The sequence below is a fragment of the Desulfosporosinus fructosivorans genome (assembly GCF_004766045.1).
GTDB classification, from domain to species: Bacteria; Bacillota; Desulfitobacteriia; order Desulfitobacteriales; family Desulfitobacteriaceae; genus Desulfosporosinus; species Desulfosporosinus fructosivorans.
Map to the genome: position 1 here is coordinate 351509 of NZ_SPQQ01000003.1, position 20715 is coordinate 372223.

Sequence of the window (20715 nt, forward strand, 5' to 3'; positions counted from 1 at the left end):
CCGTCCCCGTGTCTTTTTCCCGTGTTTTCGTGTCTTCCCAGCCCCTTCCGTGTCTTACGTGTCTTTCAACCTAAACAATCGAAGGGTATTTAATAAAGCAGGAGAAGCATTTTGATAATGCTTCTCCTGCTTATTAATTGTCTTGATAACTTCTCTGATTTACTTGAGTGCTTGTCCAATACTTTGTCCAAAATCCAGACATTTATTGAAGCTTTCGTCATCCGGGTTCCAGGTTACCTTGAGCCCTTCATTGAGTAATTCAAAGCCACCGTGTTCTAATTCTGTTGAAATCAATTTGTTACCCTCACCACTCCAACCATAACTACCAAAGGCAGCGCCCTTTTTATTTTTAAACGCTAATCCTTTGATCATTTCTAGTATTCCAGCGACGGCATAAGATACACCTTTATTAATGGTTGGGGAACCAACAATTATGGCTTTGGATTTAAAGACTTCTGCAATGATGTCGTTTTTATCAGCATGGGTTGAATTACAATTGAACAATTTAACTGTAACATCAGTATCACTCAATCTTATACCAGCGGCTATTTTTTCGGCCATTTGGCGAGTACTGTTCCACATAGTATCGTAAATGATGGTGATTTGATTTTCTTGGTAATCCTTAGCCCATTCCATATATTTGTTGACAATTTGCAAGGGATTATCTCGCCAAATAAGGCCATGGCTTGGGCAGATCATATCAACAGGCAAGTTAAAGCTTAAGATTTCAGTGATTTTATTGACAACCATTTTACTGAACGGAGCTAATATATTGCCATAATATTTAAGAGCTTCGTAGTATAAATCGGTTTGATCTACTAAGTCGTTAAACATATGCTCAGAAGCTAAATGCTGACCAAAACCGTCATTGCTGAACAGGATATTATCTCCAGTCAAGTAGGTGAACATCGTATCAGGCCAATGCAGCATACGGGCCTCAATGAAGATGAACTCTTTGGATCCAAGACTTAATTTATCGCCCGTTTTGACGGGTATGAAGTTCCAATCTTGATGGTACTGACCTTTTAAGGATTTGATAGCATTGGCGGTGCAATAAATGGGGGTATTAGGAATTTCCCTCATTAATTCTGGTAAAGCACCGCTGTGATCAGGTTCCCCGTGATTAGCAATGATATAATCGATCGAATTCAGATCGATTTCTTTCTTTAAGTTAGCGACAAATTCTTTGGAAAATGGTCCCCATACACAGTCGATAAGGGCTACCTTCTCGTCTCGGACAAGGTAAGAATTATAGCTGGAACCGCGGTGTGTAGAAAGTTCGTCACCATGAAACTTTTTTAACTCCCAGTCGATCTTTCCTACCCATTTTACACTCTTATTAATTTCAAAACTCATGATAATACCTCCTAATATTTTTTGGGGGGATATTGCAACGTCATTTTATGCTGATGCCAGAATAATTAAGTCAAGAAGTAAATACATTGTTATACATTGCACAAGTGATAAATATATTTTACACTACAAAGGTTGATTCTGCAATTAAAAATATAACTAATTTGAAATAAATTTAATTGAATAAATAACCTCAATGTGGAGCAATTGCTAAATTGTAGCGACTTATGCCATCCAGTAAGACATACATCCCTGTAAGTGACCATAAGTATTATTATACGCTTTAAAGAAGTCGATGTCACACATTTAAGTGCTGCGGATTCACCATTATGTGCTGCCGAGCACCATAGTTGAGAAGGAATTGATCGAAATGTCTACGATTGGTCAGTTAAACCATCAACAGAGGAAAGAAGATTTAATGCTTAATTAGCGTGCTCTAATTGAGACCTCTCTTCTAAAAAGAGTATTTGCTAAAGGGCAGAAAATATACAATCGCTAGAAAAGCGAACCCTCTCCGCACTGGATGAGGACGACTCAATTTGTAATGCGACCAACGACCCGAAGGCAGATCAGAAGTTATTGGAAGAGGCCCGTCAGCTTCACCGTGATGCTAATTACCGTTGGGACTTCGTAGCTTCGGAAAACAGTACGGGCTTTCATAATCCGACAGAGGCCTTGCGTGTGCTTGGGGAGGCCATCGACCTTGGCCATCAGGCTCAACAAAAGGCAACTCAAGCCATGAATGCCGTTCAGTAGTCCTCTCCTATCGCTCGGGTGATTATCTAAAACTTGTGGAGTATATAGAAAAAGGCAGTCTTTTTGCAGTTTGCACAAAAGACTGCCTTTTTTAGCAACCCATAATTGGGAAACTCCACAGGTGCAAGGTCTCATACTTGTTAAACGTGTTCACTATTCCTAATCTCCGTTAAACCGACGATGCAGGTAATTGCCCACACGCCCCCTGTGACATATCCAGCGATCACGTCGCTGGCAAAATGCACTCCAAGATAGATGCGACTAATTCCTATCGCAAGGATAAGTGCGAATGTGAACACAACGACATACCAGGAAGGTTTAGAGCGATTTCTGAGGTTTAACCAAATTAAGTATCCTATGACTCCGTAAAAAGCAACGGCGACCATCGAATGGCCGCTTGGAAAACTATAGCCACCTGCTTGGACAAGATGAACAATATCTGGGCGAGCTCGACGAAATAGCTCTTTCAGAATAATATTTAGTAACCATGCTCCACTTAAGCTTATAGCGAGAAGAATTGTTTCCCATATATGCTTTAAACGGAAGAGTAAGACAGCACCTAGTATGAACATTAAGGCAATCTCTATATAGGCTGAACCTAAATAGGTTATAATTATGGCAACTCTTGTTAAGCTTGGGGTGGTGAATCCTCTGATAAGTTCTCCCATAACCTTGTCGAACATCTCTAGCTCATGATAAAGAAGACCTTCGCTTAATTTTGCGAATATCGTTAGAAGCAAAACACTTATACATAATCCCCATATTAAGGATTTACTAAATATTGCAAGTTGCTTTGAAAAAGCAGATGAAGTATTTTGGGTAGGCATTTGTAGATCACTCCTTGGTTATTCTAAATAGTAGCGAAACCTTAAAAATTTGCTATATATTTCTCCAAATAAATAGCGTTTGTGGCTAAACGTTCAAGAATTTGCTAAAGTGGAGTCAACAAAGGCTGAGAAAGGAGACTTTCATGTATTCAGAGTTATTTATTCGATATATCACTGAATATAGTTATCTCGGGCTATACATCATAATAGGGCTTTCGATTCTAGCCCTACCAACCCCTGATGAATTTCTCATGACCTTTGTTGGTTTTTTGAGCTTTTCGGGTCAACTAAATCCTGTTTTAGCAATTTTTGCAGCGGCCTCGGGAAGTATTACAGGGATTACTGTTGCATATTTGTTGGGTCGTTTTTTCGAAGCAAAAGTATTGGATTATCTTAAAAAATATGCTGGCGGTGAACGTTTGGAAAAAGTTCTAAGATGGTACCAGAGGCATGGTGGTAAGGTTCTAATGGTAGGGTATTTTATACCTGGGGTTCGCCATCTTTCAGGTTATATTGCAGGATTAAGTCATTTAGCCTACAGAAAATTTGCATTTTATGCATATCTCGGAGCCATAGTGTGGACAAGCTTCTTTATCTTACTGGGAAGAAGTTTGGGAAGTCGCTGGAACACTATTCTTCCAATCATCCATCGTTATTCAGTTCTGCTCGGGGTCATTGCTGTAGTATTATTTTTAGGGTTTTATCTTTTATACAAGAATCATGAGCGTTGGGTAGAGTGGCTAGCGACGGAATTTTTGCGCTTACCTGGCCGTTATCTCTCGTTAGGTAAACGGCGTCTCCTGATCACTATTAACGGAGTTGCCTTCATTGTTCTCTTTATCATTCTGATTACTTTGATACAAGATTTCGTCGCTCATGAAGTCGCTGAGTTTGATGAACTTGTCGTTTCTTGGTTAGAACTTGCTTCACCACCATGGGTCATCGACTTTATGCAGCAAGTCAATGCTTTGGGTACTCATGTTGTGATTATTAGTGTCTTTTTAGTTGCGGTTTTCGTTTTAAGACGAATAACTAGGCGCTGGGCCCATGTGCTGCCTCTAACACTAGCATGGGGAGGGGGGACCGTTGTCGACCAACTATTCCGATTGATATTTAGTGGCAGATCTATAAATATTCTTGAAATCATTGTTCCCTTCCAAGTGCCAAATACAGGGTTTCTACTTGCTGGCCTTTCATTTTATGCGGTCCTTGGCTATCTAATCGTTCGAGAAAACTCTTGGCAAACCCAATTGTTTTTCTTGATGGGGGAACTTTTGTTATTACTCCTTATAGGATCAAGCCCTATTCTTCTTCGGATTCATACTCCGAGCGCAATGGTCACTGCTCTAACAGTTGGCAGTCTATGGGCTCTTGTTTGCGTATTTCTTTACGAGTTTCATCTTTATCGAAATAAAGCTGTTCTATCAAAATAGGTTGAATGGGAAGTGATAGCCATGAAGTCAACTCAAATAATAAAACTTGATCAGGTTTTTCAGGCCATTAACGCTGGCATTATTGTAATTGATAATCATAATGTTGTGTATTATTGTAACCCAGTCGCGGCAAAAATTATCGGGTTAGATGTGAAAGATATTATTGGCAAGAATGTTATCGATGTTATACCAAATTCTAAACTCAATTTGGTAATACAAGATGGGACCGCTAATTCTGATCAACTGTTCATTGGGGAACGGATGGTTATTACGGGCCGTTCCCCAATAAATCAAGACGGAGAAACCGTAGGCGCGGTTGCGATCTTCCAGGATGGTAGTCAGTTACACAGTTTATTGTCTCGTTTAGATAATACGCAAAATAGTCTTACTAGCCTGGAAAGTATTTTTGAACAGGCCTATGACGGCGTTATGGTCGTAGACTCTAAAGGAATTATAACTCGGATTACGAAGAGTTACTGTCGGTTTCTTAATATTGAGCAAGAAGATGCGATTGGTCGCCATTGTACTGAGGTTCTCCCAAATAGTCGCATGCATATTGTTGCCCAGACCGGAGAAGCCGAAGTTGGAGAGGTCATGGATATTAATGGTAAAGAAGCTATGGTAATGCGATTTCCTCTGAGAGAAGAGGGTAAAATCATCGGCGCAGTGGGCAAGGTTATGTTTCGTGATGTCCGTGAACTTCGTACTTTGGCAGAAAAGTTAGATCTACTTGAGAATAAATTGAAATTTTATGAGAAGGAATTAAAACACTATCAAAAATATCGTTATACGCTTAGTAGCATTGTTGGTCAAAGTCCATCCATTCTTCGGACGAAAATTTTGGCGGAAAAGGCAGCTCAAGGTAAGGCAACCGTACTTTTGCGTGGGGAGAGTGGGACGGGAAAAGAACTTTTTGCTCATGCAATTCACGCTGCAAGTACGCGCCATGATCAACCTTTTGTAAGAGTAAATTGTGGGGCAATTCCAGCGGAGCTCTTGGAGGCGGAACTTTTCGGATATGAGGAAGGGGCTTTTACTGGAGCCAAGAAAGGCGGTAAACCTGGAAAATTCGAATTGGCCAATAGAGGGACGATCTTCTTAGACGAGATCGGTGATTTACCGATCTCTATGCAAGCTAAAGTGTTACGGATCTTACAAGAAAAAGAGGTTGAAAGAGTTGGAAGTAATCGGTTGCAACAGCTAGACATAAGGGTTATAGCAGCCACCCATCGCGACTTGGAAAAAATGATTGGGGAAGGAGAATTTCGCCGCGATCTCTATTATCGTCTCAATGTTTTTACAGTGACGATACCTCCTTTACGAGAGCGGGCGGGGGATGTCTTGCTGTTAAGTGAATATTTATTGGCAAAATTTCAACACGAACTGGGATTATCTTTGAGAAAGCTCGATCGTTGGGTTGTTGAACTATTTCAACTGTACGCCTGGCCCGGAAATGTGCGTGAACTTCAGAATGCGATTGAAAGAGCTATTAATGTAGCGGAGGGCGGGATGATTCAGCTTAAAGATCTTCCCTTATATCTTCAAGATTTAGAGGGACGGAGAGGAAACACATCACTGCAACCATTAGCGCTCGAACTTGCGGAGGCAGAGCGTAAGGCCATCCTAAAGGCCCTAAAGAAAACGGGTGGTAATAAAACTAATGCCGCAGAAATTTTGGGAATTCATCGGACCAATCTGTACAGAAAAATGGAGAAATACGGCTTAGGGGGGGCGGATAACGAAGGGTTAGTGTAGTGACGTCGCAACGTGTAGCGATGTAGCTACATTGAGGTTAGGGTGAGGAACAGAGGGACTTTCACGTAAAACAATCACCATCGTGTAGCTTCTTAGCTACACGATGGTGATTGTTTTATTACTTCATGAACCCCAGAAACCCTACTAATCAAAGGGCTTCTGGGGTTCGTTGATCTTGGCATGAATCTTGCTATATTTAATTATTAGTATATTAAGAGTTTTCTGTCAGTTTATTTATTAAACTTAAGTTGAACTTCGAGAAGCGGAGTACCACTCCCACTCCCACTCCAGAAAGGGGAGTCTTACGATTGGATAAAAGATAAGAACCGTGATTATCAGTAGAAAAGGGTGAGACAGGAGGGATTCGATGAAGAAGGCAGTCTTAACGGCAGATGAAGCGATCGCATTGATTAAAGACGGAAGTATGATCGCCATTGATGGCTTTGTAAGCATTGGACACCCGGAAGAATTGACGACTGCTTTAGAAAGGAGATTTGTAGAAACGGGTAAACCGAAGAATTTATCCTTGGTGTATGCTGCAGGGCAGGGGGATGCCAAAGATCGCGGCATGAACCATCTGGCGCATGAGGGTCTGATCAAGCGTGTCGTAGGTGGACACTGGAACCTCGCGCCAAAATTAGGGAAGATGGCTGTTGAAAATAAAATTGAAGCCTACAATTTCCCCCAAGGGGTGATTACCCATCTCTTCCGAGATATTGCTGCAGGTAAGCCCGGGACTCTAACTCATATTGGCCTGGAGACCTTCGTTGACCCCCGCCATGGTGGAGGAAAGCTCAATCAGATTACCCAAGAGGATTTGGTGGAACTTACGAGTTTTAGGGGGAAGGAGTATCTCCTCTATCATTCCTTTCGGATTGATGTAGCCTTCATACGCGGGACGTCAGCGGATGAATTCGGGAATATCTCATTTGAACGAGAAGCCCTCACCCTTGAAGGTCTCTCCATTGCCCAAGCGGTTAAAAACAGTGGGGGTATCGTAATCGTTCAGGTGGAACGTGTTGTTCAGGCAGGAAGTATCAAAGCCAGAAATGTCAAAATACCTGGTATTTTAGTGGATGCAGTGGTAATCGCCAGCCGGCCTGAATTTCATATGATGTCGTTTGGCGAGCAATATAACCCCTCTTACAGTGGCGAAATACGATTTCCCTTAACTGAGCTTAAAGCAATTCCTCTTGATGAACGAAAGATTATGGCCAGAAGGGCTTTCATGGAAGTCAATAAGGAAGCGATTGTAAATTTGGGGATCGGAGTTCCTGAGGGGGTAGCATCGGTTGCGGCGGAAGAAGGGGTCTTAGACCAATTTGTCTTGACGGTGGAATCTGGTCCAATTGGAGGAGTGCCAGTCGGAGGGCAAAGCTTTGGGGCAAGTTTCAATCCAGACTGTATTGTGGATCAGCCGTATCAGTTTGATTTTTATGATGGCGGTGGACTTGATATCGCGGTTCTGGGAATGGCTCAGTTGGACAGACACGGAAATCTCAATGTAAGCCGCTTTGGGACGCGCATTGCCGGGGCAGGCGGGTTTATCAATATCTCGCAAACAGCAAAAAAAGTTATCTTTTGTGGCACCTTTACAGCCAACGGATTAAAGGTAGAGGTTAAGGACGGAAAGCTCATCATTCTTCAAGAGGGGAAAATTTCCAAGCTGATCCAAAACGTCGAGCATATCACGTTCAGTGGAAACTACGCGCGAAAGAAAGGGCAGAGGGTCTTGTATGTTACTGAAAGAGCTGTTTTTTCCTTAGGAGAACGAGGGCTTGTGCTTGAAGAAATTGCACCAGGCATTGACCTTCAAAGAGACATCTTAACTCTGATGGATTTTTTGCCCGGTATTGCTAAACCTTTAAAATTTATGGACTCGAAACTATTTTATCCAGAACCCATGAAAATCGGGCAGTGAATTTGTGGGAGTCCTAAAATCGGATGAAAGAAGTGCATGAAATGAAAATAATCGATAGAGTTGCTTTAATCACAGGAGGCGGTCAAGGGATTGGTAAGGCTATCGCGCTTACCTTCGCCCTTGAAGGAGCAAAGATCGCAGTCAATGATATTTCGATTAATGAGGTTAAAGCATTGGAAACAGTGGAGGAACTCCGAAAACTTGGTGTGGAGGCTGAACTTTTTCTCGCGGATGTAAGCCAAGAAGACGCAGTAAACAACATGGTGGTTAAGGTTATTGAGCGATTCGGAAGGGTTGATATCCTCGTCAATAACGCCGGGATTAACCGGGATGGATTACTTCATAAAGGGAATCTAGCCAAATGGGAGGCTGTTATGGCGGTCAATCTGAAGGGTCCGTTTATCTGCACGAAGGCAGTGCTTCCGTCTATGCGCGAGCAAGGATACGGACGAATTGTCAATCTTTCTTCGCTGACAGCCCGCATAGGAATCTTTGGAACTGGCTACTACGCAACCTCAAAGGCTGGGTTGATTGGCTTAACAAAAGTCACGGCTGTTGAAAATGTGACTAAGGGAATTACCTGTAATGCCTTGGCGCCAGGCTATATCAATACCGATATGATGAACAAATATCCTGAAGATCAATTAAAAGTGCTGATCTCTAAAATCCCAGTCGGACGTTTTGCTGAACCGAAAGAAGTTGCGGACGCTGCCCTTTTCTTAGCCGCAGATTCCTCCTCCTATATCACGGGGGCGGTGCTGGATATTAATGGTGGACTCTATATCTAAAATAGGAGGTGAGAGACGGACGGAGTGGAAGTGAAGCTAACTTAATTAAATTGGAGGTGCATTTAATTGGCGGTTCTTGGAATTATCTTGAGTTTAGTATTGCTGATGTACATGGCTTACCGTGGTTTTTCAGTCATCTTTTTTGCGCCAGTCTTTGCGTTATTGGCAGCGGTATTCTCTGGCATGGCTTTAATGCCAACTTATACGGAAGTATTTCTCCCGAATATGGCCAATTATCTTAAGGTCTATTTTCCATTCTTCCTGCTAGGTGCCGTTTTTGGTAAAGTGATGGAAGAATGTGGAGCAGCCGAGTCGATCGCTAAAGCAATTGTGAACAAACTTGGACCTAAGCAGGCTATTTTGGCGGTTGTCTTATCTGCAGCCATTCTGACGTATGGAGGAGTTAGCCTCTTTGTGGTCGCCTTTGCTGTTTATCCCTTTGGAGCTTCCTTGTTTAGAGAGGCCGATATCCCGAAACGACTTCTACCAGGAACGATCGCTTTAGGTGCTTTTACTTTTACAATGACAGCAATACCTGGTACCCCACAGATTCAAAACGCGATTCCCATGAAGTTTTTCAATACGGATTTGTATGCTGCACCAGTGTTTGGTACGCTAGCCGCCTTGATGATTTTTGGAGGTGGTATGTACTGGTTGGAATATCGTAAGCGGCAAGCACAAGCCAAAGGGGAAGGATATGGTCAACATACTCTGCAGGAACCTGAACAAGTTGAAGGTAAAAATCTGCCGAATCCTTATCTAGCTTTATTGCCCTTGCTTTCTGTCTTAGTAGTTACCCTAATCCTGCAAAAGTTTGTCTTTCCAGCTTGGGATATTGCTGGTTGGGTAAGTCAACCACCGTACAATATTGCCAAAGCTGGAGTTGTCGGAACCATGAATAACTGGGCCTTAATCATTGCGCTAGTAGTAGGGATAACGATTGCAGTCCTTATCAATCCTAAGACCATGAAAGGGAATCTCGCTAAGGCGATCAATGCTGGAGCAATCGGCTCCTTGCTAGCGGTAATGAATACTGCTTCCGAAGTAGGCTATGGCAATGTTATCAAAACTCTACCAGGATTTAAAACGATTGCAAATTTCTTACTGGGGATTGGCCAAAGCGGCAGTCCGCTTCCCTCCGAAGCAGCTACAGTTACTGTCCTGGCTGGAATTACAGGCTCTGCCTCTGGTGGTATGAGTATTGCTCTAGATACCTTCGGGAAACAATATTTAGAATGGGCTACTAGGGTCAATATAAATCCCGAACTCTTACACAGAGTTGCGAGCGTAGCCTCAGGTGGGATGGATACGATGCCCCATAATGGTGCAGTTATCACGTTGTTGGGTATCGTTGGCCTCACTCATAAGGATTCTTATAAGGACATTTTTGTGACGTCCCTAGTAATACCAGTTGTAACGGTCTTTACCCTCATTTTCCTCCAAAGCATCATCGGTTTCAACTAAAATCAAGGAAGTCCCTCTAGATTGAACGCCGGATGCGTAATAATTAAAGAGTGTAGCGCTATAGATACGTGTAGTGAAAACGCATCACAGTGCTGAATAATGCGTAATTTAAGAGTATTTGTCAAAAACAACAAGCTTCATGTAGTTGAAATGCTACACGGGGCTTGTTGTTTTATTTTAATTTATTGTGGAAAAACCAGAGATCGCAGGCTCTATAGGCTTTCCTTGGTGGTTGGCATGGATCTTGCTTATATGTAAGTTATGCGCAAATTTCGACTTTTCTGCAAGATGCACTAAAGGATGAGTAAAGGAGGGAAATAGATGAAGAAAGCAGTCTTAACGGCAGATGAAGCGATCGCGTTGATTAAAGACGGAAGTATGGTCGCCATTGATGGCTTTGTCAGCATTGGACACCCGGAAGAATTGACGACGGCTTTGGAAAAAAGATTTGTTGAGACGGGTACACCTAGGAGTTTATCCTTGGTGTATGCTGCAGGACAGGGGGATGCCAAAGATCGTGGCATGAACCATTTAGCGCATGAGGGTCTGATCAAGCGTGTCGTAGGTGGACACTGGAACCTCGCACCAAAATTAGGGAAGATGGCTGTTGAAAATAAAATTGAAGCCTACAATTTCCCCCAAGGGGTGATTACCCATCTCTTCCGAGATATTGCTGCAGGTAAGCCCGGGACTCTAACTCATATTGGCCTAGAGACCTTCGTTGACCCCCGCCATGGTGGAGGAAAGCTCAATCAGATTACCCAAGAGGATTTGGTGGAACTCACGAGTTTTAGAGGGAAGGAGTATCTCCTCTATCATTCCTTCCCAATTGACGTAGCCTTCATAAGAGGAACGTCAGCGGATGAATTTGGAAATATCTCATTTGAACGAGAAGCCCTCACACTTGAAGGCCTCTCCATTGCCCAAGCGGTTAAAAACAGTGGGGGTATCGTAATCGTTCAGGTGGAACGTGTTGTTCAAGCAGGAAGTATCAAAGCCAGAGATGTTAAAATACCTGGTATTTTAGTGGATGCGGTGGTGATCGCCAGTCGGCCTGAATTTCATATGCAGACGTTTGGTGAGCAATATAATCCCTCCTACAGTGGTGAAATACGACTTCCCTTAACCGAGCTCAGAGCAATTCCACTTGATGAACGAAAGATCATTGCCCGTAGGGCTTTCATGGAAGTCAATAAGGAAGCGATTGTAAATCTAGGAATCGGTGTTCCTGAAGGGGTGGCGTCAGTTGCGGCGGAAGAAGGGGTTCTAGAACAATTCGTTCTGACCGTGGAATCCGGTCCGATTGGAGGAGTCCCAGCTGGAGGAGCAAGTTTTGGAGCAAGTTTCAATCCGGACTGTATTGTAGATCAGCCGTATCAGTTTGATTTTTATGATGGTGGAGGCCTTGATATCGCGATTCTGGGAATGGCCCAGTTGGACGAAGCAGGAAATGTTAATGTAAGCAGGTTCGGGACGCGCATTGCCGGGGCAGGCGGGTTTATCAATATCTCGCAAACAGCAAAAAAAGTTATCTTTTGTGGGACCTTTACAGCTAACGGATTAAAGGTAGAGGTTAAGGACGGAAAGCTCATCATTCTTCAAGAGGGGAAAATTTTCAAGCTGATCCAAAACGTCGAGCATATCACGTTCTGTGGTAATTATGCGCGCAAGAAAGAGCAAACGGTGTTGTTCGTTACGGAGAGAGCTGTATTTAGACTTGGAGACCAGGGTCTTGTGCTTGAGGAGATTGCCCCGGGAGTTGATCTTCAAAAGGACATTTTAGATCTGATGGCGTTCAAACCCGTTATCTCGGAATCGTTAAAAACAATGGACTCGAAACTATTTTATCCTGAACTCATGAAAATCGACGAGGAACTTAATGAAAGGTGTGCAGCAAAATGAAAATACACAATAGAGTTGCTTTAATTACAGGAAGTGGTCAAGGAATTGGTAAGGCCATTGCGCTTACCTTTGCCCGTGAAGGAGCTAAGATCGCGGTCAATGATATTTCGTTTAATGAGGTCAAGGCGTTGGAAACTGTGGAGGAGCTCCGCAAACTAGGGGTTGAGGCTGAGCTTTTCCTCGCTGATGTCAGCCAAGAAGACGAAGTAAACAGCATGGTAGAAAAGGTTATTGAGCGATTCGGAAGGGTTGATATTCTCGTCAATAACGCCGGGATTAATCGGGACGGGTTACTTCATAAAGGCAATCTAGCCAACTGGGAAGCTGTCATGGCGGTTAATCTGACTGGACCATTTATCTGCACAAAAGCGGTGCTTCCGTCAATGCGCGTGCAGGGATATGGACGAATTGTGAATCTCTCCTCCCTGACAGCCCGCATAGGAATCTTTGGGACAGGCTATTACGCAACCTCAAAGTCAGGGTTGATTGGTTTAACAAAGGTGACTGCAGTTGAAAATGCGACAAAGGGAATTACGTGTAATGCCTTGGCACCAGGATATATTAACACGGACATGATGAATAAATACCCTGAAGAGCAGTTAAAGACTCTGATTGCAACGATTCCAGTTGGGCGTTTTGCTGAACCAGAAGAAGTGGCGGACGCAGCTCTATTTTTGGCCGCAGACTCCTCAGCATACATTACAGGTGCGGTGCTAGATATTAATGGCGGAAGTTTCATATAAAATAATTGAAATTGGAGGTGCATTTAATTGGCGGTTCTTGGAATTATTCTAAGTTTAGCATTGCTAATGTACATGGCTTACCGTGGTTTTTCAGTCATCTTTTTTGCGCCAGTCTTTGCACTGTTGGCAGCGGTTCTGTCAGGCATGGCTTTAATGCCAACCTATACAGAAGTATTTCTCCCGAATATGGCGAATTATGTTAAGGTCTATTTTCCATTCTTCCTGCTAGGTGCCGTTTTCGGTAAAGTAATGGAAGAATCCGGAGCAGCCGAGTCGATCGCTAAAGCAATTGTGAACAAACTTGGACCCAAGCAGGCTATTTTGGCGGTTGTCTTATCTGCAGCCATTCTGACGTATGGAGGAGTTAGCCTCTTTGTGGTCGCCTTTGCGGTTTATCCCTTTGGAGCTTCTTTGTTTAGAGAAGCTGATATCCCGAAAAGACTTCTACCTGGAACGATTGCTTTAGGTGCTTTTACATTTACCATGACAGCAATACCAGGTACTCCACAAATCCAAAACACTATTCCAATGAAGTTCTTCAATACGGATTTGTTTGCTGCCCCGGTGTTTGGAACGCTAGCCGCTCTTATGATTTTTGGAGGTGGTATGTTCTGGTTAGAATATCGTAAACGGAAAGCACAGGCTAAAGGGGAAGGATATGGTCAGCATACTCTGCAGGAACCCGAACATGTACAAGGCAAAAAATTACCGAGTTTCTCTCTATCTTTACTGCCCTTGCTTTCTGTTTTATTAGTTACGCTGATTCTTCAGAAGTTTGTTTTTCCAGCTTGGGCTATTGCTGGTTGGGTAAGTCAACCACCATATAATATTCCCAACGCTGGGATTGTTGGAACCATGAATAACTGGGCCTTAATGATTGCTCTCGTTGTAGGGATAACGCTTGCAGTCCTGATCAACCCTAAAACGATGAAAGGGAATCTTGCCAAAGCGATTAATGCTGGAGCAATCGGCTCCTTGCTAGCGGTAATGAATACTGCTTCCGAAGTTGGCTATGGCAATGTTATCAAAACTCTACCAGGTTTTAAATCGATTGCTAATTTCTTATTGGGGATTGGGCAAAGCGGCAGTCCGCTTCCTTCCGAAGCTGCTACAGTTACCGTTCTCGCAGGAATTACAGGCTCCGCCTCTGGAGGCATGAGTATTGCCCTAGATACGTTTGGAAAACAATATCTAGAATGGGCTACTAGGGTAAATATAAGTCCCGAACTCCTGCACAGAGTTGCCAGCGTAGCCTCAGGCGGGATGGATACGATGCCTCACAATGGCGCAGTTATCACGTTGTTGGGGATCGTTGGCCTCACTCATAAGGACTCATATAAGGACATTTTTGTTACGTCCCTGCTTATACCAGTTCTAACAGTATTTATCCTTATTTTCCTCCAAAGCATCATAGGTTTCATCTGAGTTTAAGGAATACGCTCTTAATTAATGCCAATGTACGTTGATCGGTACAATAACCACCAAGGTCCAGAGTGTCAGTAGAACTTTGGATCTTGGTCATTATTTTTAAAAATACAGGAGGTTGTTGACATGAAAGAGATAGTTATAGTAAGTGCAGTTCGTACGCCGATCGGATCCTTTGGAGGAGCTTTAGGACAAATTCCTGCGGTTGAGTTAGGGGCACTGGTTATTAAAGAGGCTATGAGACGTGCAGGCATAGCGCCCGAACAGGTGGATGAAGTGATTATGGGAAATGTCTTGCAAGCGGGTTTAGGACAAAACCCTGCGCGACAGGCGGCAATAAAAGCTGGTATTCCCCAGGAAGTGCCCTCATGGACTCTGAATAAACTTTGTGGATCTGGGCTTAAATCAGTCGAGAGTGCAGCTCAAGCCATTATGACGGGAGATGCAGAGATCATCGTAGCTGGTGGAATGGAAAGTATGTCGATGGCACCATATGTTTTGGAAAAGGCCCGAACGGGTTATCGATTGGGAAATGGCACGATGATTGATACCATTCTTCAAGATGGATTAATGGATGCGTTTGATGAGATTCACATGGGTAATACAGCAGAGAACATCGCTGAACAGTTTGGAATTTCCCGTGAAGAACAAGATGCTTATTCGGTCCTGAGTCAAAATCGGGCAGAAGCCGCTATTAAGGCAGGTGTTTTTGAGGAGGAAATTGTTCCTGTCCTTATTCCGCAGCGCAAGGGGGAGCCAGTAGTTTTCAATAAAGACGAATATCCCAAGCATGGCACGACTATAGATTCTTTGACAAAACTGCGTACTGCCTTTAAAAAGGATGGGACAGTGACCGCTGGGAATGCTTCGGGTATCAATGACGGAGCAGCTGCTGTGGTCGTTATGTCAAAGGAAAAGGCCCTCGAATTAGGATTGCAGCCGCTGGCTTCAATAGTGTCGTTTGCTTCCGCTGGGGTGGATCCTAAAATTATGGGGACTGGTCCGATTCCAGCAAGCCACAAAGCCCTGTCCAAATCCGGACTTACCATTCTGGATATCGATCTTGTAGAAGCCAATGAAGCATTTGCAGCTCAAACTATTGCTGTCGCTCGAGAGCTTCAACTTAATACAGACAAAACCAATGTTAATGGCGGTGCGATTGCGCTGGGACATCCGATTGGCGCTAGTGGTACAAGAGTGCTGGTGACCCTCTTGTACGAAATGAAGCGCAGAGATGTCAAGCGAGGTCTTGCTACACTCTGTATTGGTGGAGGACAAGGTACTGCAATGGTTGTCGAACGATCACTGAACTCGTAGAATATTATCTCAATTTCAAGTCTTCAGATACGGCTAGTATCTAGTGCGAAAGTCTCCAGTACGAAGTCTCCTATGGGAGTATCGTCGAAGCCATGATTCCAAAGGAGCGCTTTACCGCGAGGAGAGACTTCCGCCCAAGCCACGTTTCCCAAAAGTAACACATACTGGCGAAGGAGACTCTGCCCATCCTGAAGTTTGCGAAAAGTCCAACCCCCGCTTATAATAGTGGAGGTCAAAAAAATGGATAAAAGGAGAGTATCTAAATTGGCAGAGGTTATGGAGATTCGCGAAAGCTCAATTGCTGACCCGGGCCCTCTTGGGTTGGCAGCTTTTGCCCTGACAACGTTCATTCTTAGTATGTCTAATGCTCATCTTGTGTCCAAAGAGTTCAGTACGTTGTTTGTTCCCTTGGGCCTGTTCTACGGTGGAATGTGCCAAGTTCTTGCCGGTATGTGGGAATTCAAAAAGAACAATACGTTTGGCGCAACAGCCTTCACAACCTATGGGGCGTTTTGGATTGGATTGGCTACGACGGTCCTTTTAGAGACTCTCAATATTCTTGATTTTGGTGCTTTTGGGCATGAAGCCATAGGCTTGTATCTGATTGCCTTCACAATCTTCAATTCCTACATGTGGATTGCAACATTTAGAATCAGTAATGCTTTGGTCGCAGTGTTTTCTAGTTTGGAAATTACATTTATACTCTTGGTTTTTGCAGAGTATGGTCTTATATCTAGTGTTCCAGGAGGCTTATTCGGATTAATTACCGCGTCTTGCGCTTGGTATACCTCGGCAGCTGGTATTCTTAATCCACTATATGGACGGGCACTTTTGCCAACCGGACCGCGAGGAGTAGCCAAGATCAAAAACAAATGATAAGCAATCAGACAAACTCTTAATATACGATAAAAACTCCAGGGCATAAAGCCTTGGAGTTTTTCCATTTAAATTCCGATATAGTAAAAGAGGAATCACTCACTTTTATACTTCAGTGTTGATGAATGATCAAATTATACCGTAAATCGGAAGATTATTTCGATAAATATAATATATAGGAGGAATTTGACATATATTGTCGAAGCTATTAAGACAAAGTAGACTCTGGTTAAACTTAAGTGGGAGTGGCACCCGTACTCTGCTTAGTAGGGGTATGTTCCTACCGAAGCCACGAAGTGTTCTTTTTGAGATAGGTGGCTAGGCGATTAATCATACAAGGTAGTAGTAGGAGTTTTCATGATTGAATAGAATTTGAAGGAGTATTGACTTATGAAGGGAATTAGTCTCAAATTCAAGGGTAAAATTATCTTAACGATTAGTTCATTGCTACTGTTTTTGGCCGTAGCTATATTGTTGGACGTATATTACAGCGTGAATGAAATGGTCGGTAATAATACTGAAAAACAAATTCAAAGCAGTGCTAATATTGGATTAAGACTTTTGGAAGAAAAATATCCGGGCGATTGGCAAGTCAATGAAGATAAACTCTTCAAAGGTCAGAAATTATTAAATGATGATATTGAATTGGTTGATGCTATAAAAAATGATACAGGTTCGATTAGCACGATATTTTTAAATGATACACGAATTGCTACGAACGTTATGGCCAATGAGAAACGAGCGACAGGTAGCAAAATGTCTGTGGAGGTTGCAGATGTCGTTCTAAAACAAGGGAGAAATTTTGAGGGGGAAGCAACTGTAACAGATATACTTTACCAGACTAAGTACATACCTATTAAGGACCCTGCGGGTAAAGTAATAGGCGCTTTTTTTGTTGGAGTTGAAAAAGAGAGTATGGATGCTCAAGTAACTAAAATTATTGTATCCATAGCTATGTTTTCGCTAGTCGCAATAATAATTGGGATTATTCTGTCTGTGGTACTGGTTAGAGGTATCTCTAAAAATATTGATAAAATCCAAACTTCTTTACGGGAAATCTCAGCTGGAGATTTAACAAACACTTGCCAGGTGACGTCAAAGGATGAGATTAATGAAATTGCAGAGGGCCTGAACAGTACTGTAGATAACATTAAAACGATGATCAGAAACGTGCGAAATGAAGCATTGAATATAGAAGATGCCGTTGATAGTGTTGCAAAAAATGTTGACGGTTTAAATTCGAGTTTGGAAGATGTATCCGCAAGCACACAAGAGTTGTCTGCGGGAATGGAAGAAACAGCAGCATCGGCCCAGGAAATGACAGCTACAGCACAAGAAATCGAAAAAACCGTTGAATCATTGGCGAAAAGCGCCCAAAATGGTGCAATAGAAGTTCTTAAGATTAGTAAAAGAGCCGTTGACACAAAACAAACGGTTAATGAAGCTCAAAAAAAGGCTCTGGAGATTTTCTTAGGAACAAAAGACGAACTTGAAATTGCCATTGAAAATTCAAAAGTAGTGAACCAAATTAGCGTTTTATCGGAATCCATCATGCAGATAACGGACCAAACAAACCTGCTTGCCTTAAATGCGGCTATTGAGGCAGCGAGAGCGGGAGAAGCCGGAAGAGGCTTTTCAGTCGTGTCCGAAGAAATCAAAAAGCTAGCGGAGCAGTCTAAAGACACTGTCATTAAAATTCAAGATATTACAGTTAAGGTTATTGGGTCGGTTAATGCTCTTTCAAACAGTTCAAATAAATTGCTCCAATTTATGTCCGCGGATGTAAGCGCTGATTATAATACGATGCTTGACGTTGCAGATAAGTACAGTGAAGATGCTAAGTTTGTTGATGACCTTGTTGCAGAGTTTAGTTCTGCTTCAGAAGAAATTTCAGCTTCCATGCAGCAGGTTTTCATGACGATTGATGAAGTTTCTAAGGCAGCTTACCAAGGAGCTGGGGCAACCACCGATATTGCGCAAAAGACCACAGATATAACGTTGAAATCGAATGGTATTTTAGAACTAACCAAAAAATCGAAGGATAGTTCAGAAAAGTTACAAGAGGAAATTACAAAGTTTAAGTTCTAGTACAAAACAGAAACATTTTCTAAATGCTCACAACTCTACATAATTAGAGGTGTGAGCACTTTTATGTTTGGACATGCTCCATAGTCAGCTCAACCTATACCTCAACATGTCGATTAAGCAGGTACACTGAAAAAATAAACATAAGCGCTGAGACTGTGAGAGAGATGAGTAAGGGTGTGAAGAAATAACTTTCGTTCACGCTTAAGAAATAGCCTTGTTCAAGATTGCGATTAGAAAGATTATTCAATGGAGAAATAGCAAAAGCCTTAGCCACATACAAATTAATTAGTATGCCAAACCCGACCCCAGTCCAGGATAAGGATGATGCATGTGCCCAATGGGATCTTGAAATAATCACAATAAGAGCACCTAAAGTAATCGAGAAGGGGCTGATAATAAGCAACCAACTTAGATCCTTGGCACAAGCCTGAAGCAAGTCAAGAAATTGTGGTTGTTGAGCGCGGAGAAAAGCAGGCTGAAACGAGTTATAAACAAACGGCATTATTAGTGTTGTGGCAAAGAGGATTCCATATATCTTTAAAACGCGCCAGAAGCTGGCGATGCATTTGGCACTAAGCAGTACGCTTTTAGAATAAGGAAGCGTTAGCCACCACCCGGTGCTCCCCTCTTGCCATTCTTTATTGAGTAGGTAGATGGCGTTTCCAAAAGGAGTTAGAATTAGCAAGCACCACACAATAAAACCCAGGTTGATAAATTCAGCGGTCCAAGACAATCCAGCAGATACCAAGATGATTGTAAAAATTGAAAAAACCTGATTTAAAAAGGTTCGTTGATCGTCTTTTTCGAGTTTTGAATCATTTCTCACCAAAGCCCAAAAGACCTTCATCGAAATAACCCCCTATAGATGGATTCTATAGATCCTTTTTCTTGACGAAGGATATCCGTATTTCCTTCTAAAACAAGCTGCCCTCTGTTGAGAAATACGACATGATCAAACAAGCCCTCTGCCTCGTGGATTTCATGGGTGCTGATCAGTATAGTTTGCGGTTGATCCAGCATAGATTCGATGATGGACTGGATAATCTGTTCTCGAGACAATAGGTCGATCCCGGAAAAGGGTTCATCAAGGAGTACGAGTTTAACCTTTCGTGCTAAGCAGAGAATGATATGTAAGCGGGCTTCCTGACCTTTGGACAAGGTTGATACCTGATCATCAAGCTCAAGTTGCATCTGATCGGCCAGTTCGAGAGCGCGTGGTAGGTCAAAGCCTGGCAAAACATTGAAAGCATAGGTTAAGGCTTGTTTAATAGTATGGGCTTTGTACCATTTGGCACGATCAGGGAGGTAGGCAATCTCCGCGTTTAACTTCCAGTGGGGGTGTTGACCAAAAACCAAAATGTTCCCGCATTGAGGTTTGACGAGCCCGATGATCGCTTTGAAAAGTGTCGATTTCCCAGCACCGTTGGGGCCTAGAAGCCCTGTGATTTGCCCTTCTGGAAAGGTAACGTATAAGTCGTCTAGGGCAACCTTGGAACCGTAGAATTTGTTTAGATATTTGATTTCAATAGCATTACTCATGCCAAGTAACCTCCTTAAGAAGGGACTCTGCGCTAGAGCGGTCAATCCCCAGTTTTTCCATCGACAAGACAAAGGATATTACTGCCTCACTGGCCAGTGCCTTTTTCACGTGTTTGACAGTTTTAGAATCAGTCGTAATAAAAGTTCCCTGTCCCCGGCGAGTTTCTGTTAGGTGGTCACGATCAAGTTCTTGATAGGCGCGCATAACTGTGTTGGGGTTGAGTTTTAATTGTAGCGCAAGATCGCGCACGGAGGGTAACTTTGTTCCCAACTGGACATCTCCTCTGGCAATGGCCTGGCGTATATGCTGAAGGACTTGCTCGTACAATGGTTTGGACAAATCCAATGAGAACTTAAAATCACCGACTTGGATGATTTCCACGAACGCTCCTCCTTTGAGTAGATTTCCTAATATTAAGTGTATTATATCACTTGATACACATGGTTCAATAGGGCGGAGGGAATTTTGCTAATTAAGTAATGCTTAAAGGCGGGATTGAAGCGGAGGAGGAAGCGGAGGATGAAAGA

17 protein-coding genes are annotated in these 20715 nt (G+C 42.9%); 12 read left to right on the forward strand and 5 right to left on the reverse strand.

Going from position 1 to position 20715, the window contains the following annotated elements:
• Nucleotides 1-159: 159 nt before the first annotated feature.
• Complete coding sequence (locus E4K67_RS09805; protein WP_135546228.1) at nt 160-1356, reverse strand: anaerobic nitric oxide reductase flavorubredoxin; 1197 nt, start codon at nt 1354-1356, stop codon at nt 160-162.
• Nucleotides 1357-1890: 534 nt separating this feature from the next.
• Here E4K67_RS09805 and E4K67_RS09815 point away from each other — a divergent pair.
• Nucleotides 1891-2109: an ammonia-forming cytochrome c nitrite reductase subunit c552 gene (locus E4K67_RS09815; RefSeq protein ID WP_243454426.1), complete on the forward strand. Its 219-nt coding sequence runs from the start codon at nt 1891-1893 to the stop codon at nt 2107-2109.
• A 140-nt stretch (nt 2110-2249) separates the two neighbouring features.
• Here E4K67_RS09815 and E4K67_RS09820 read toward each other — a convergent pair whose 3' ends face one another.
• The gene (locus E4K67_RS09820) at nt 2250-2936 is read right to left on the reverse strand and encodes a phosphatase PAP2 family protein (RefSeq protein WP_135546230.1); all 687 of its coding nucleotides are present in this window, start codon (nt 2934-2936) and stop codon (nt 2250-2252) included.
• Nucleotides 2937-3079: 143 nt separating this feature from the next.
• Between E4K67_RS09820 and E4K67_RS09825 the strand changes: the two genes are divergently transcribed.
• From E4K67_RS09825 to E4K67_RS09875, 11 genes are all read left to right on the forward strand, one after another.
• Nucleotides 3080-4369 (forward strand): DedA family protein, encoded by a 1290-nt coding sequence (locus E4K67_RS09825; RefSeq protein ID WP_135546231.1) that lies wholly within the window; start codon nt 3080-3082, stop codon nt 4367-4369.
• Nucleotides 4370-4390: 21 nt separating this feature from the next.
• Nucleotides 4391-6124, forward strand: coding sequence for a sigma 54-interacting transcriptional regulator (locus E4K67_RS09830; protein ID WP_135546232.1), 1734 nt, complete (start codon nt 4391-4393; stop codon nt 6122-6124).
• 367 nt (nt 6125-6491) lie between these two features.
• Nucleotides 6492-8045 carry an acyl CoA:acetate/3-ketoacid CoA transferase gene (locus E4K67_RS09835; protein ID WP_135546233.1) on the forward strand — a complete coding sequence of 518 codons (1554 nt, stop codon included), beginning with the start codon at nt 6492-6494 and terminating at the stop codon, nt 8043-8045.
• Nucleotides 8046-8068: 23 nt separating this feature from the next.
• Nucleotides 8069-8833 carry a 3-oxoacyl-ACP reductase FabG gene (fabG, locus tag E4K67_RS09840; RefSeq protein ID WP_243454403.1) on the forward strand — a complete coding sequence of 255 codons (765 nt, stop codon included), beginning with the start codon at nt 8069-8071 and terminating at the stop codon, nt 8831-8833.
• Between the two features lie 66 nt (nt 8834-8899).
• Nucleotides 8900-10297, forward strand: coding sequence for a GntP family permease (locus E4K67_RS09845; protein ID WP_135546234.1), 1398 nt, complete (start codon nt 8900-8902; stop codon nt 10295-10297).
• Nucleotides 10298-10618: 321 nt separating this feature from the next.
• On the forward strand, nt 10619-12199 hold the full coding sequence (locus E4K67_RS09850; protein ID WP_135546235.1) for an acyl CoA:acetate/3-ketoacid CoA transferase: 1581 nt from the start codon (nt 10619-10621) through the stop codon (nt 12197-12199).
• The gene (gene fabG, locus E4K67_RS09855; RefSeq protein ID WP_135546236.1) at nt 12196-12942 is read left to right on the forward strand and encodes a 3-oxoacyl-ACP reductase FabG; all 747 of its coding nucleotides are present in this window, start codon (nt 12196-12198) and stop codon (nt 12940-12942) included. Before E4K67_RS09850 ends, fabG (E4K67_RS09855) begins: the two co-directional genes overlap by 4 nt.
• Before the next feature lie 27 nt (nt 12943-12969).
• Nucleotides 12970-14367: a GntP family permease gene (locus tag E4K67_RS09860; RefSeq protein ID WP_135546237.1), complete on the forward strand. Its 1398-nt coding sequence runs from the start codon at nt 12970-12972 to the stop codon at nt 14365-14367.
• A 126-nt stretch (nt 14368-14493) separates the two neighbouring features.
• A complete protein-coding gene (locus E4K67_RS09865; RefSeq protein ID WP_135546238.1) occupies nt 14494-15684 on the forward strand; it encodes an acetyl-CoA C-acetyltransferase in 1191 nt (396 codons plus the stop codon).
• A gap of 240 nt (nt 15685-15924) precedes the next feature.
• On the forward strand, nt 15925-16560 hold the full coding sequence (locus tag E4K67_RS09870; protein ID WP_243454404.1) for an acetate uptake transporter: 636 nt from the start codon (nt 15925-15927) through the stop codon (nt 16558-16560).
• Between the two features lie 501 nt (nt 16561-17061).
• The gene (locus E4K67_RS09875) at nt 17062-18648 is read left to right on the forward strand and encodes a methyl-accepting chemotaxis protein (protein ID WP_243454427.1); all 1587 of its coding nucleotides are present in this window, start codon (nt 17062-17064) and stop codon (nt 18646-18648) included.
• 94 nt (nt 18649-18742) lie between these two features.
• Here E4K67_RS09875 and E4K67_RS09880 read toward each other — a convergent pair whose 3' ends face one another.
• From E4K67_RS09880 to E4K67_RS09890, 3 genes are read right to left on the reverse strand one after another with little or no spacing between them, the layout of a single operon-like run.
• A complete protein-coding gene (locus tag E4K67_RS09880) occupies nt 18743-19495 on the reverse strand; it encodes a hypothetical protein (protein ID WP_135546240.1) in 753 nt (250 codons plus the stop codon).
• Nucleotides 19492-20187 carry an ABC transporter ATP-binding protein gene (locus E4K67_RS09885; RefSeq protein WP_135546241.1) on the reverse strand — a complete coding sequence of 232 codons (696 nt, stop codon included), beginning with the start codon at nt 20185-20187 and terminating at the stop codon, nt 19492-19494. Before E4K67_RS09885 ends, E4K67_RS09880 begins: the two co-directional genes overlap by 4 nt.
• Nucleotides 20180-20569 (reverse strand): GntR family transcriptional regulator, encoded by a 390-nt coding sequence (locus E4K67_RS09890; protein WP_135546242.1) that lies wholly within the window; start codon nt 20567-20569, stop codon nt 20180-20182. The genes E4K67_RS09885 and E4K67_RS09890 overlap by 8 nt, the downstream gene beginning before the upstream one ends.
• Nucleotides 20570-20715 lie beyond the last annotated feature (146 nt).